Origin of the sequence: Rhodococcus sp. NPDC057014 (assembly GCF_042673295.1) — a bacterium.
In the GTDB taxonomy this organism is placed as follows: domain Bacteria; phylum Actinomycetota; class Actinomycetes; order Mycobacteriales; family Mycobacteriaceae; genus Rhodococcus_F.
This window is the reverse complement of the sequence record NZ_JBHUSF010000249.1, coordinates 1-13,627: the sequence shown is the minus strand read 5'-3', so window position 1 is coordinate 13,627 and position 13,627 is coordinate 1. Positions and strand designations below refer to the sequence as shown.

The window sequence follows — 13,627 nt, the reverse complement described above, 5'->3', positions numbered from 1 at the left end:
TCGGTGGAGTTCCGCGAAGACACCCAGAACCGGTTGCGGACGGAACTCGAGGGCGGCGAACTCGACGTCGCCATCGTCTACGACCTCGACCTGCCCCCGGACTGGCAGACCGTGCCGTTGATGACCCGGGAGCCGATGGTGGTGCTCGGGGCGGAACATCCGCTGGCGGGCGTCGACGGGCCGGTGCGCCTCGCGGATCTCGCGGAGCACCCGATGGTGTTGCTGGACGCGCCACCGAGCACCAACCATGCGATGGACGTCTGCCGGCAGGCCGGGTTCGCGCCCCGGGTGGCGTACCGGACCGCGAACTTCGAGACGGCGCGGGCCTTCGTCGGGCGCGGTCTCGGGTGGACGCTGCTACTGCAACGGCCCCGGGTGGACGTCACGTACGAGGGCCTGCCCGTCGTCGTGAAACCGATCGCCGAACCGAAACCGGCGTCGGTGGCCGTCGTCGTCGCGTGGCACCAGGAGGCGACGCTGAGCCGGGTCGCGCGGGCGTTCATCCGGTTCGTCACGGCCTGAACTGCGCCTTAATGCCTTCCACGGATTTTCTGCATTTCATGCGGGGATAGTCCCGCTTTTCAGACGTATGTGAGTGGGGTCATTGTTTCCGGTAGCGCGATGAGTGTGGCGCAGCAGAACCGGGAAGGCAGACGATGACGGCAATCACCGAGGCGACACCGCCGGTGTCTCACAAGGAAGCGCGCAGGGCAGTCCTGTCGAGCTTCGTCGGTACCGCGATCGAGTGGTACGACTTCTTCATCTACGGCACCGCCGCAGCCCTCGTGATCGGACCGCAGTTCTTCCCCGGCGCGTCGACGTTCGCCGGAACCCTCGCCGCCTTCGCCACCTTCGCGGTCGGCTTCATCGCCCGCCCGATCGGCGGTGTCGTCATGGGCCACTTCGGTGACCGCATCGGACGCAAGTCGATGCTGGTGCTGTCGCTGACGATGATGGGCGCCGCGACCGTCGGCATCGGACTGCTCCCGAACTTCGAGGCCATCGGGGTGGCCGCACCCATCCTGCTGGTGGCGTTGCGGTTCGTGCAGGGCATCGGCGTCGGCGGCGAATGGGGCGGCGCGGTCCTCATGGCCACCGAACACGCGCCCGAGGGCAAGCGCGGCCTGTACGGCGCGGCGCCGCAGATGGGCGTTCCGGCCGGCGTGATCATGGCGAACGTCGTGTTCCTCGCCGTCACCCAGCTGCTGTCCGACGACGCATTCCAGACGTGGGGGTGGCGGGTGCCGTTCCTGATGAGCGCCGTGCTCGTCGGCGTCGCGATGTGGATCCGCCTCGGCGTCTTCGAGTCCCCGGCGTTCGCGGAGGCCAAGGAGAGCGACACGATCGTGAAGATGCCGATCGTCGAGGTGCTGACGAAGAACTGGCGGACGGTCCTGCTCGCGGCGGGCACGTTCGTCGCGACCAACGGCATCGCCTACGTGTTCATGGTGTACGTCCTGACGTACGGCACCGAGGAACTCGGCTACAGCCGCGCCACGATGCTCACCCTGCTGATCGTCGCGTGCCCGGTCTGGATGGCGGGCATGGCGGTATCGGCCTGGAAGTCGGACGTGCTCGGGCGGCGCCGGGTGTACACGTGGAGTTCGGTCGCTCTGGTGATCGTCGCGGCGGCGTTCTTCCCGCTGATCGACACGGCGTCGATCCCCGTCATGCTGCTCGCGATGATCGTGATGGCCGCGGTGCTCGGCACCACGGCGGGGCCGCAATCGGCACTGTTCGCGGAACTCTTCCCCTCCCACATCCGCTACAGCGGTGCGTCGCTCGGCTACCAGATCGGCGCGATCCTCGGCGGCGGGCTCGCACCGTTCATGGCCACCTGGCTGTTCGGGGCGTTCGGCAGCTCCGCGGCGATCAGCGCGTACTTCGTGGTGATCGCCGTCGTCAGCCTGGGCTCGATCCTGCTGCTGCCGGAAACGAACAAGATCGCGAAGAAAGCGGAGGCCGTCTGACATGTCCACCTACTTCCAACCCCGGAAATACGCGGCGACGGACTTCGCGTCGACCACCGCAACCGACGAGGCCCTGCCCGTCGTCGTCGTAGGCGCCGGCCCGGTCGGCATGGGCGTCGCGCTGGGCCTCGCGCAGCGCGGTATCCCCGTCACCGTGCTCGAGGCCGCCGACCAGGTGTCGTTCGGCAGCCGCGCCATCTGTATCTCCCGGCACAGCCTCGAGGTCGCGGCCAGGCTCGGGTTCGGACCGGAACTCGAGAAGATCGTGCTCCCCTGGGTAGGTGGGCGCAGCTTCTACCGCGACGAACAGGTGCTGCACTTCGAGATGGCGCACGGCGAACACGACGTCCGCGGGCCCATGGTCAACGTGTCGCAGTCCGAGATCGAGCAGATCATGACCGACACCCTGCTCGCGCACCCGCTGATCACGTTCCACTGGTCGTCGAGCGTCGCCGGCGTCCTGCGGTCGGACGAGGACGTGACCCTCGACGTCGACACCGCGTTCGGCGTGCGCCGGCTCCGCGCACAGTGGGTCGTCGCCGCCGACGGCGGTCGCAGCCGGATGCGGGAACTCGCGGGAATCCGGTTGCAGGGAAACAGTTATCAGGGCAGTTACGTCATCGCCGACATCCACTGGGAATCGGCGCTGCCCGCCGAGCGGATGGTGTGGTTCGACCCGCCGAGCAACCCCGGCTCGACGATCATCATGCATCGGCAGCCCCGCGACATCTGGCGCATCGACTACCAACTCGACAGTTCCGACGACGCCGAACTCGAGACGCAGGAAGACCGCATCCGCGACCGGATCACGCGGCACCTCGACTGGCTCGAGAACGACGTGCCGTGGACCCTCGAATGGCACGGCTTCTACCGCGCGCACGCGCTCGCACTGGACGACTTCACACACGGTCGCATCCTGTTCGCCGGCGACGCCGCCCACTTGGTCCCCATCTTCGGTGTTCGCGGGCTGAATTCCGGCATGGAGGACGCCGAGACCCTCGCCTGGACCCTGGCCGCCGTCGTCCACGGGACCGCGGACGAGGCTCTCCTACATGCGTATTCGACCGAGCGTCGTGCTGCCTGGCAGCAGAACGTCGACAACGCGGGCAAGTCGACGCTCATCATGTCGCCCGGCAGCCACGGCTACCGCACCACCCGCGACGCCGTCCTGGCGTTGGCCACGACCCGCCCGGAGTTCGGGCATCTCATCAACCCGCGGCAGTCCAGTGCCACGCACGCGCACCTGTCGCCGCTCACGTGGCCGGTGGCCGAGGGGACGACCGGGGTCCTGCCCGGGGATCCGATGGAGGACCGCCGCGTTCGGGTCGTCACCGCCGGCGGATCGGTGGAGTCTTCGCTGAACCGCGTCCGCGGAACGGGTTTCGCGGTGCTGGGCATCGGGGTCGACCCGGCCGGTGCCGACGTCGTCGCCGCCAACGCCGCTGCGATGTCGATGGCGCTGGCGCCCGAGTCGGTGCGGGCGGTCGTCGTCCCGGCGGCGGGTGCGGCGGTGGACGCGGCGGACGACCTGACGGTCCTCGACGACCCCGACGGGGTGCTGGCGCAGGCCCTCGGCGCGTTCGCGGGGGAATGCTTCGTGATCCGTCCGGACGGACTCGTCCTGTGCCGGGTCCGGGACCTGTCCCTGCTCGGCGACGTGCCCGCGCACCTGCGGGCGGCGACCGCCCCCGTGCACGGTGTCGTCCCCGCGCACACGGAGACGACTGCGACGCCGCAGGAACTGCTCCGCGAGAACGTGTGGACGGGACTGTCGGAGGCGCTGGACCAGGTGGAGGACTCGGACCGGGAGGGCTTCCTGACTCGGCTCGCGTTGCTGCTCGGATCGCAGTCGGGCAGGCGGGAGTTCGAGGAAGCGCTCGCCGCCGCCTCCCACGTGAGCGGCAAAGCGTGCTCCGGCACGCCACGGCACTCACATGTGGGCGCTTAGCCTGGGGGCATGGCGCACGCACAGTTCCTGAACTCACCCAAGACCTTCGTCGTCGACGCACTCCGCGGGGCCGTCGCCACCACCGACGACCTGGAATGGCATCCGGAACCGGGCTATCTCACCCGCCGGGAACCGTTGCCGTCCGGGCAGGTCGCGTTGCTGTCCGGCGGTGGGTCCGGGCACGAACCGCTGCACGCCGGATTCGTCGGCCGGGGCATGCTCACCGGAGCCTGCCCCGGCCTGATCTTCAGCTCGCCCAACGCGCTGCAGGTGCGGGCCGCCACCCGCGCCGTCGACGCCGGCGGCGGGGTCGTGCACATCGTGAAGAACTACACCGGCGACGTCCTCAACTTCCGCATCGCCGGTGACCTGGTGGCAGAGGACGGCATCGCGGTCGAACACGTGCTCGTCGCCGACGACGTCGCATCCGAGCGGGAGGACGGGCCCGGACGGCGCGGCACCGCGGCCACGATCGCGGTCGAGAAGATCTGCGGCGCTTCGGCCGAACGCGGAGACGACCTCGCCGCCGTCGCGGAGTTCGGGCGACGCACGGCCCGGAATTCGCGCAGCATGGCGGTGGCGTTGCGAGCGTGCACCGTGCCCGGGTCGGACTCGCCGTCGTTCGACCTGCCGGAGGGGCAGATCGAACTCGGGATCGGCATCCACGGCGAACGCGGAACCGACCGGGTCGACGCACTGCCCGCCGCCGAACTGGTCCGCCGGCTCACCGACCCCGTGCTCGACTCGCTCGGCGTGCAGCGGGGCGAGTCGGTGATCGCCATCGTCAACGGCCTCGGCGCGGCCCATCCGCTGGAGTTGCAACTGCTGTTCGGTGAACTTGCCGACCATCTCGCGGAGCGGGGCGTGGTGATCCGGCGGTCGCTGGTCGGCAGTTTCGTCACCGCCCTCGACATGGACGGCGCGTCCGTCACGCTGGTGCGCTGCGACGACGAACTCCTCGACCTGTGGGACGCACCGACCGCCGCACCGGGATGGCCGAACGCCCCGACCGGTGAATTCCGCGGCATCGCAGACCGATCCGCGGTGCAGTTCCGGTCGGACGTCGCCTCCCGTGAGGACGAGCCGGAGGTGGCCGGCATCGCCGGCACGTTGGGCAGGGCGGCAGTGGGGGCGTGGATCGGCGCGTTCGTGGAGAAGGTGCTCGCCGAGGAGCCGAACCTCACCGACCTTGACCGCCGCGCAGGCGACGGCGACTTCGGCACCAACATGGTGGCGGCACTCGACCACGTCGACGTCGCCGGGATCCGCGACCGGTACTCCCCGGCCACGGTGTTCGAGTCGCTGTCCGACGCCTACCTCGGTCACGCGGGCGGCACGTCGGGCGCGCTGTTCGGGGTCTGGTTCCGGCAGTTCTCCCGGGCGGCCGTCGACGCACCGCAGGGTCTGGACACGAAGGCGATCGCCGCCGGGGCACGGGCGGGCCTCGACACGATTCAGGAACTCGGCGGGGCGCAACCCGGGGACAAGACGATGATCGACGCCATCGACCCCGCCGTCGCCGCCCTCGAGTCGGCCGTCGAGCAGGGCAAGAATCCGGCCGACGCCCTGGCAGAGGCGGCGGACGCCGCCGCCCGCGGCGCCGAGTCGACCGCCGCCATCACCGCGCGGCGCGGCCGGGCCAGCTACATCGGCGAGGCGGCGCGGGGCGTCGTGGACCCCGGCGCCCACGTGCTGTCCTGGTTCTTCGCCGAGGCCGCGGAAGCAGCCCGCAGCACCGGGTAGTGACCGCGCACCGGGCACGGCACGTAGGGTGAGGAGCAGAACGCCGAGTCGTGCTGCGCAAACCCGTCGCCACACCTCTCCCGACCTGCGTACGGGACGCAGAATCACGGACGGACAAAGAGACAGTGGAAGACACCGCCAGCCGGGGAATCCAGGCCTTCATCGCCGATGTCGTGGAGCGGGGTGGCAAGGCAGTCCGGCTCACCCACTCGCGGCGCAACCCCGTCCAGGTCTGGGGCGACGACGGCACGAGTTGCATCGTGCGGGTGCGGTCCAAACTCAGCGGCGACTGGCAGGCCCGCAAACAGGACGAGTCGCTCGACGACGACGACACCGGATCGCAATTCTGGGTGTTCGTCGATCTCGCGAGTTCCCCGGAGGAGTTCTTCGTCGTGCCCTCGTCCGAGGTCGCCGACGACATCCGCGCCGAGGTGGACCTGTGGATGATGGACACCCCGGGGCGCACGCGGACCGGGCATCACGCGATTCCGCTGAGCCGGGTCGCGCACGGCCGCGGGCGCTGGGACCTGCTCGGCCTGGCGGGGGAGAAGGACCCCAGTCGCTACAGCGACGCGCAGCGCGCCACGACGGCGGCCACGTTGCGTGCCGACGCCGCCGCCCGCGCCGCCGCCAGGAAGAAGCCGGCCAAGGCGACCGCAGCCTTGGAGGAGCTGGTCGATGTCCGGCTCGAGGTGGTCGCCGATTTCGAGGGGTATCGGTTGGTCGGACGGTTCGATTCCGGCACCGGGACGCTGGAGATCACCCGCGGTCCGATGCAGGGCCGCCGGTTCCCCGACCCCACGACCGCGGCGACCGCCGTTGCCAGTCACATCAGCGGAGACGTCGAGTCCCGCGACGGGTGGGAATTCTGGCGCACCGAGCAGGGAGAACGAATTCCTATGGGGCAGAACGGTATTCGGTAACATCTGAGATTTCCCTGAAATCCGTTCCGGTGCGCGGCGGTTGAGAATACCCTGAGGTGGGTATCGCAGACATGATCCGCCGTGCCCCGGCGGGAGTGGCCACGGCCGATGGGAGCTCATCATGCGAATCGTCGACGGCGCAGTGAACGCCGTGACAGGTGCTGCGACCGCGACGACGAGTGCGGTCGGCGCGGTCGGGGGAGCGGCACTCGGCGGCGTGGTCGGCGGAGTCCGCGGGGCGGCGAGTGGGGCCCGGGCCGGCATGGAGAGCGGAAGTCATTCCACACCGGCCGCCGCGCTGACCCTGGCCGCCGTCGGAGCGGCGGGACTGGTCGAGTGGCCGGTGCTGGTCACCGCGGGCGGGGCGGCGCTCGTGCTGCGACAGTTCGGCGCGGGGTCCCGGACCTCACGCGACACCGAAGCCCCCGCGTCGGCCGCACAGTAGCTGCCGTGGGACTCGGTCGATACCTCACCGCTGCCGCCGATCTGGTGGCCACCACCGCGCGGACCGCGACACAGATCACCACCGAGGTGCTGGGCGGAACCCCGGCCCGCCGCACGAGTTCCGGACACGGCCGTGCCTGGATCGAGATCCGCGGACTCGACGGGCCGCACGGCGACGATGTGGCCGCGTCCGTTGTCGGCGCGGTCCGGGCGACCGCCGGTGTGGACGGAGCCGAACTCAACTGCGCGCTGTCCCGCCTGGTGGTGACGGTCGGCGACCACGGACCGTCGGTCGCCGTGCTGTGCCAGGTGGTCACGCGCGCGGAGGACGCCGCCCGCCCCCTCGCTCGCGGCGGCGTTCGGGACCGGCCCAGGGAATTGCCCGGCGACGACGTCGCACTCGCCGAACGGGCCCTCGCACTGGCCGCCGCGACGACGGGCCTGGTCGCAGCGGTCGGTGTCCGGCTGCTTCCGATGCCCAGCCTGCCGGCGGCGGTGCCCGCCGCCGCGGTCACGTTCGTCAACTATCAGCCGCGACTGCGCGGCATGGTCGAGAGCCGGCTCGGGCCGGACGCCGCCGAACTGCTGCTCGCCACCGCTCAGGCCGTCGGCGACGTGCTGCGGCGTGCACCGGCATCTCTCGCCGTCGACGTGGCGCTGCGGTCGGCGATCACGGCGGAGGCGTGGTCCGGCCGGCGGGTGTGGCACCGCCGCGAACCCGAACTGGCCCGGGACCCCGCGGATGACTCGGCCAGCCGCCCCCGCGTGCGCGGCACGTCCGGACCGGTGGAGCGGGACGTCGACCGGGCGGCGATCGCGCAGTTCGCAGGGGCGACGGCGGTGGGGGTCGCGACCCGCAGTGTCGCGGGCGCCGCGGACGCGGCCCTGGTCGCCGCGCCGAAGGCGGCCCGCACCGCACGGGAGGCCTTTGCCGCGACGCTGGGCCGCGGACTCGCCGACCATCACTCCGTGCTGGTCCTGCGACCCGCAGCACTGCGCCGCCTGGACCGGGTCGACGCGGTGGTCGTGGATCCGTCGGTGCTGCACACGGCGGAACTGCGGGTGAGCGGACTCCGTTCCGTTCGGGACGCCGACCGGACGAGGGTGTGGGAGTCCGCGCGGTCCGCCGTCGAGGCCGGTGCGCTCGGCGTGGGCTGGCATGCACTCGCCGACCTGCCGGGCGACGTCGTCTCGGCCGCGGTGGACGAGGATTCCGCGGTCCTGGTGACACACGCCCACCATGCGAGCGCGGCGGCCGTGCTCGCGGAGGCCCGCGCGTCGGGCGCCCAGGTGATATCGGTGAACGTGGACGGCCTCGGCGGGCTCCGGTCGGCTTTCGACGACCTGCTCCCGTCGAGCGGATCGCCGGACGCGGACCTCCGCGACGCCGTCACGCAGTTGCAGGCGAACGGCGCGACGGTCGCGGTGGTGGCGGGCCGCGCGCCGCATGCGCTGTCGGCTGCCGACGTCGGCATCGGGGTTCTCGTCGGCGACTCCCCGACGCCGTGGTGTGCGGACCTGCTGGTCGACGATCTCGCCGGGGTCTGGCGGGTGCTGCGGTCCGTGCCCGACGCCCGGACGGCGAGCCGCCGCGGCGTCGAGATCGCCACGGCGGCGTCGATGCTCGGTGCGCTCGTGATGCTGCCGGGAGTGCGCGGCCGCGGACCCGGGCCCGTCACGGTCGGTGCGGCGGCAGGACTGTGGACGGGACACTCCCTCGCGCGCAGTGTGCTGCGGGCCGACATTCCCCCGGCCGCCCCGGTTCACGCCTGGCACGAGATGCCGGCGGCGGAGGTGCGCCGTCTGCTGCCCGTGCACGACGCCGCGGACGCCGCGACGCCCCGGCCCCGCTCGGTGCGTCTGGTGCTGACCCCGGTGCAGGCGATCGGGCGGCTCACCGCGTGGCCGGTCGGCCTGGCCTGGGACTTCGGGCGGGCGATGCGCACGGAACTGTCGGATCCGCTGACCCCGGTCCTCGCGACCGGATCGGCGGCGAGCGCGCTGCTGGGGTCGCCGATCGACGCGGTGCTCGTGGGATCGGTGCTCGCGGGGAACGCCGCGCTGTCGGCCGTGCAACGCCTGCATGCGGAACGGCTGCTGAACAGGTTGCTGGCGGCGGGGGATCCGCCCGCCCACCGCGTCGCCGGATCATCGAACAGCCGGGTGACGGAGCGGGTGGAGGCGTCGCGACTGCGGCCGGGCGACGTGATCGACATCTGCCCCGGCGAGGTGGTGCCCGCCGACGGCAGGCTCGTCGAGGCAGCCGGTGTCGAGGTCGACGAATCCTCGCTGACCGGGGAATCGCTGCCGGTGAGCAAGCAGACGTCGCCGACGCCGGGCGCACCGATCGGCGAACGCGCCTGCATGGTGTTCGCGGGAACCACGATCCTCACCGGCACGGCGACGGCGATCGTCACGGCGGTCGGCGACGCGACGGAAGCGGGACGCGCCGGCGCGATCACCCCGGTGAGTGCGTCGCACGTGGGTCTACAGGCGCAGCTCCGGAGCCTCACCGACCGGGTGCTGCCCGTCAGCGTCGGGGGCGGGGCGCTGGTGACCGCCGTCGGATTCCTGCGCGGCACCGGACTGCGGCAGGCCGTCACCAGTGGTGTCGCGGTCGCGGTGGCCGCGGTTCCGGAGGGGCTGCCGCTCGTCGCGACCCTGGCGCAGCAGGCCGCCGCGCGCAGACTGACGCGATCGGGCGCGCTGGTGCGGGCGCCGCGGTCCGTCGAAGCGCTCGGCCGCGTCGACGTGGTGTGCTTCGACAAGACCGGCACCCTGAGCGAGAACCGCCTGCGGGTGGTCTCCGCCGTCCCGCAGCCGGGATCCGATCGCGACGACGTGCTCGCATGCGCGGGCCGCAGCGCCGTGACCCCCGACGGCAGTCCGGCCGCGCACGCCACCGACGTCGCGATCGCCGACGCCGCAGCGGACCTGCTGCCACCGGAGGACGAGCACCGCAGCTATCTTCCGTTCCGATCCGGACGGCCCTACTCCGCCTCGTTGTCGGGGACGGACCTGTCGTTGAAGGGTGCACCGGAGGTCGTGGTCGCCGCCTGCACCGGAATCGACACCGACGACGTCCACGACACCGTCCTCGGCATGGCCGCCGACGGGTTGCGCGTCATCGCCGTCGCCCGCCGGACCGTCACGACATTCCAGTCGCGACGCGCGGCCGACGACGCCGACGTATTCGACGAACTGTGCGGCGACGGGCTGCAACTCGTCGGACTACTCGGGCTGGCCGACACCCCTCGCCCCGAGGCGGCCGGACTTCTCCCCGACCTGGAACGCCTGCAGGTCGGGGTCCGGCTGATCACGGGCGACCATCCCGTCACGGCCACCGCCATCACGCGAGAGCTGGGACTGCCCGTGTCGTCCGAGCAGGTGATCAGCGGCACCGAATGGGACACCCTGTCGCACCGGGGGCAGGAGAACGCCGTCGAGAAGTGCGTCGTCTTCGCCCGGATGACACCCGAACACAAGGTGCAGATCGTGCAGACCCTCGAACGTGTCGGTCACGTCTGCGCAATGGTCGGCGACGGCGCCAACGACGCCGCCGCGATCCGGGCCGCGAGTGTGGGGATCGGCGTCAGCTCGCGCGGCAGCGACCCCGCCCGGAGCGCCGCGGACGTGGTGCTCCTCGACGGCCGCGTCGATGCACTGCGCGACGCCCTCGACGAGGGCCGCCAGCTGTGGCGGCGGGTGCAGGCCGGAGTGTCGGTGCTGCTCGGCGGAAACGCCGGCGAGGTGGCGTTCGCCCTGATCGGCAGCGCGATCGCCGGACGGTCGCCGCTCACCGCGCGTCAACTTCTGCTGGTGAACGTGCTCACCGACGCCCTGCCGGCAGCCGCACTCGCGGTGAGTCCGCCCAACGAACAGACCCGGGGAGAGGGCCGCGGACCGGACAGTGCGGCGCTGTGGCGGACCGTCGCGATCCGCGGCGCCGCGACCGCGGCAGGCGCGACGACGGCGTGGGCGCTGGCGAGCGTGACCGGCAGGCAACGCCGGGCGTCGACGGTCGGGCTGGTCGCGCTGGTCGGAACCCAGCTGGGGCAGACGCTCATCGATTCGCGCAGCCCGCTCGTCGTCCTCACCGCGGGCGGGTCACTCGCCGCGCTCACCGTGATGGTCAGTACGCCCGGAGTCAGTCAGCTCCTGGGATGCACCCCGCTCGGACCGGTCGGGTGGGCGCAGGCGCTGGGGTGCGCGGGTGCAGCGACCGCGGCAGCCGCGTTCGCGCCGGCACTGCTGGAGAGGCTTGTGGGTGATCAGTCGACGATCTCGATCACGCCCGCCCGCAGCAGCACCGCGTACACCTCCCGCAGCGGTGGCGTGAGCACCCGGGTGACCACACCGGTCAACGGGTCCCCGGCGCCGGACAAGACACCGGCAGCGGTCTGGGCGACAGCACTCAGCACACCCGACACGGTCCGCGGTCAAGGTGGCTGACCGGCAAACGGCACGCACAAGGGAGACGAACTATGGCCCAACGAACGTCGGAGGCGCAGTCGCACAGCGACGCCGTCCAGCGGGTGCAGGAGGCCCACAGCTTCGCCGTGCAGCTGCCGATCCTCGGCAGGGTGCCGCTGCCGCGCCCCGAGCAGCTGGCATTCTTCGCGGCGATCGGCCTGCTCGCCGCCGTCGAAATCATCGAATGGCCGGTTGCGCTGACCATCGCAGCGGGACACGTGCTGATCACCGATCAGCACAACCGGGCCGTCCAGGAGATCGGGGAGGCGCTGGAAGGCGTGTGACGCGGGTCCGGGTCAGGCGGGCGGGCAGGCCGGTGACGTCAGCTGCGCGATCGCCACGATCGAGCAGGCCGTCGCCTTCGACAGTTTCCACGTCCCGTTCTCGCCGGGCACGAAGATGGCGGGCAGGGTGTTCTGCTGCACCTGGCCGTTGATCGTCAACTGCAACTGCGCGCTGGCGCTGCCGTCGCCGTTGTCGATCACCGGGTCCAGCACCTGAACCTGCGCACCCGCCTGCTGAGCGGCGGCCGCGACCTGGTTGAACAGATTCGGGTCCTGTTCCGAACCCTCCACCATGGCGATCTTCTCGTCGAGCGGAGTGGCCGGGTCGAGGCCCTTCGCCAGCAGGGCGTTGAGGTCGGCCGCGGTCGGCAGTTCGAGTTCGGCGGTGGTCTCAGCCGCCGACGTGGTGGTGGACGTGGTGGTCCCACCCGAGCTGGAAGTCTCGTCGGAACCACAGGCGGACATCGTGAGGGCTGCGGCGATCGCTACCGCGGCAACCGTGATCTTGCGGATCGTCAACTCAGTTACCTCTTCGTATCTCGGTGCGCAGGTCGTTCGGTCTCACATCGAGTCTGAAGGTTTGCGGAGCGTCGCGCCGTCGAAGCCAGAGAATTCTCAGACTTCGCCCGAATTCACGCCGCCGTGCCGAACGCGCCGCGGTACGGAGTGGCGTGACTCCACTGCAGTGCCGCAGCGGTGATATCGGACGCGGGAAGGTCGCCGTGATGGGTCTGGATGAACGCGATCAACGCGCGGGCGGTGCGGGCGAGGGCAACCTTGTGCTGCCGGGACGTCTCCGCGAGTTCGGTGAACGCGTCGTTCTCGGAGCAGCCGCGGAAGGCGATGAGGATGCCGACCGCGATGTCGACCGCCGTGCGGGTGGAGTAGCTGGGCGTCGTCATGAATGTTCTCCCAACCTGCGTCGGAACGGGTACCACTCCATCTTCCCGCACCGGGTACTGCGTCGAAAGAGTTCGAATCGCCCGGTGCATTAGTCGTCCGAGTTCTTCACCGAGGTTTTCCCTTACGGTAGGGGCATGGCTACCGTCTGGACGATCCCGATCGACATCACTTCTCGCTGGCTCGACAATGCCGAGGTCCAGACCTTCCTCGCGTCCAACGACCTGGACAACGCGTCCCCCGACCCGCGGGTGCGGTTCGCGCAGTTCGCGGACGTCACGAAGTCCCTCGAACGGCACATCGGGCACACCTTCTCCTCCGTGCAGGGCGCCGCCACCGCACTCTTCGACGGCATCGACGGCGGGGTCCCGGTCGCGTTGAAACTGGCGGCACTGCGCCTGATCCTGAAAGAGGTGTATCAGACCCGCCATGCGCCGCAGCCGTTCCCGAAACGGGTGGGTGAGGAACTCGGCACCTACGTCTACGCGCTGCTCGACCCCCGCAACAGGTCGGTGTTCTACGTCGGCTCCGGGCGGGGCACCCGGGTGTACGGCTACGTGTGGGAGGCGCTGGCCGAGAACGAGCACCGGCAGACGCTCGAGGATCCGGAGACCGACGGCGCCGAGGTGAAGGCCGCGACGATCGCCCGCATCCGCGAGATCTACGACTCCGGCCACGAGGTCGAGCACTACATCGTGGCGCATCGCGTCGCGGACACCGGTGGCGTCGCCGACGCGGTGCGGGCTGGAGTCGTGGGAGCGCTGGGGCTCGTCGAGGGCGCCGATCTCGGCAACCTCGCCGGCGGCGCGGGCGAGCAGCGGGCCGTACCCGTCGACGACCTCGTGTTGCAGTACGCGGCAGAACCCGTGCCGAATCTGCCCACCCCCTGCGTCGTCCTCGAGGTGCCCGCCGCGTCCCGGCGGGGCGTGACCTCCGAGGAGG

At 71.1% G+C, this 13,627-nt stretch carries 11 protein-coding genes and 1 pseudogene; 9 read left to right on the top strand and 3 right to left on the bottom strand.

Annotated elements, in window-relative coordinates:
* From ACFTZB_RS33635 to ACFTZB_RS33605, 7 genes and pseudogenes are all read left to right on the top strand, one after another.
* Positions 1 to 522: LysR substrate-binding domain-containing protein (locus tag ACFTZB_RS33635; protein ID WP_378438335.1), on the top strand; the 522-nt coding region annotated here is incomplete at its 5' end.
* 134 nt (positions 523 to 656) lie between these two features.
* Positions 657 to 1,970, top strand: a complete 1,314-nt coding sequence (locus ACFTZB_RS33630) for an MFS transporter (protein WP_378438333.1) — start codon at positions 657 to 659, stop codon at positions 1,968 to 1,970.
* A 1-nt stretch (position 1,971) separates the two neighbouring features.
* Entirely contained in the window at positions 1,972 to 3,918 is a 1,947-nt protein-coding gene (locus tag ACFTZB_RS33625) for an FAD-dependent monooxygenase (protein WP_378438331.1), read from the top strand.
* A gap of 9 nt (positions 3,919 to 3,927) precedes the next feature.
* Positions 3,928 to 5,661 (top strand): dihydroxyacetone kinase subunit DhaL, encoded by a 1,734-nt coding sequence (gene dhaL, locus ACFTZB_RS33620; protein ID WP_378438329.1) that lies wholly within the window; start codon positions 3,928 to 3,930, stop codon positions 5,659 to 5,661.
* 125 nt (positions 5,662 to 5,786) lie between these two features.
* Positions 5,787 to 6,584, top strand: coding sequence for a hypothetical protein (locus ACFTZB_RS33615; protein ID WP_378438327.1), 798 nt, complete (start codon positions 5,787 to 5,789; stop codon positions 6,582 to 6,584).
* Between the two features lie 121 nt (positions 6,585 to 6,705).
* Complete coding sequence (locus ACFTZB_RS33610; RefSeq protein ID WP_378438325.1) at positions 6,706 to 7,029, top strand: hypothetical protein; 324 nt, start codon at positions 6,706 to 6,708, stop codon at positions 7,027 to 7,029.
* A gap of 473 nt (positions 7,030 to 7,502) precedes the next feature.
* Positions 7,503 to 11,246, top strand: a pseudogene (locus tag ACFTZB_RS33605) (cation-translocating P-type ATPase); the annotation flags it as partial.
* A 53-nt stretch (positions 11,247 to 11,299) separates the two neighbouring features.
* Here the strand turns inward: ACFTZB_RS33605 and ACFTZB_RS33600 are convergent.
* The gene (locus tag ACFTZB_RS33600) at positions 11,300 to 11,371 is read right to left on the bottom strand and encodes an Rv1535 domain-containing protein (RefSeq protein WP_369691050.1); all 72 of its coding nucleotides are present in this window, start codon (positions 11,369 to 11,371) and stop codon (positions 11,300 to 11,302) included.
* A gap of 141 nt (positions 11,372 to 11,512) precedes the next feature.
* Between ACFTZB_RS33600 and ACFTZB_RS33595 the strand changes: the two genes are divergently transcribed.
* Entirely contained in the window at positions 11,513 to 11,785 is a 273-nt protein-coding gene (locus tag ACFTZB_RS33595; RefSeq protein WP_378438323.1) for a hypothetical protein, read from the top strand.
* A gap of 12 nt (positions 11,786 to 11,797) precedes the next feature.
* Here the strand turns inward: ACFTZB_RS33595 and ACFTZB_RS33590 are convergent, their stop codons facing one another.
* Together ACFTZB_RS33590 and ACFTZB_RS33585 are read right to left on the bottom strand one after the other, a co-directional pair.
* Positions 11,798 to 12,304 carry a hypothetical protein gene (locus ACFTZB_RS33590; RefSeq protein WP_378438321.1) on the bottom strand — a complete coding sequence of 169 codons (507 nt, stop codon included), beginning with the start codon at positions 12,302 to 12,304 and terminating at the stop codon, positions 11,798 to 11,800.
* A gap of 113 nt (positions 12,305 to 12,417) precedes the next feature.
* Entirely contained in the window at positions 12,418 to 12,687 is a 270-nt protein-coding gene (locus ACFTZB_RS33585; RefSeq protein WP_378438319.1) for an ANTAR domain-containing protein, read from the bottom strand.
* A 135-nt stretch (positions 12,688 to 12,822) separates the two neighbouring features.
* Here ACFTZB_RS33585 and ACFTZB_RS33580 point away from each other — a divergent pair.
* The coding region (locus tag ACFTZB_RS33580; protein ID WP_378438317.1) for a GIY-YIG nuclease family protein at positions 12,823 to 13,627 on the top strand (805 nt) is incomplete at its 3' end.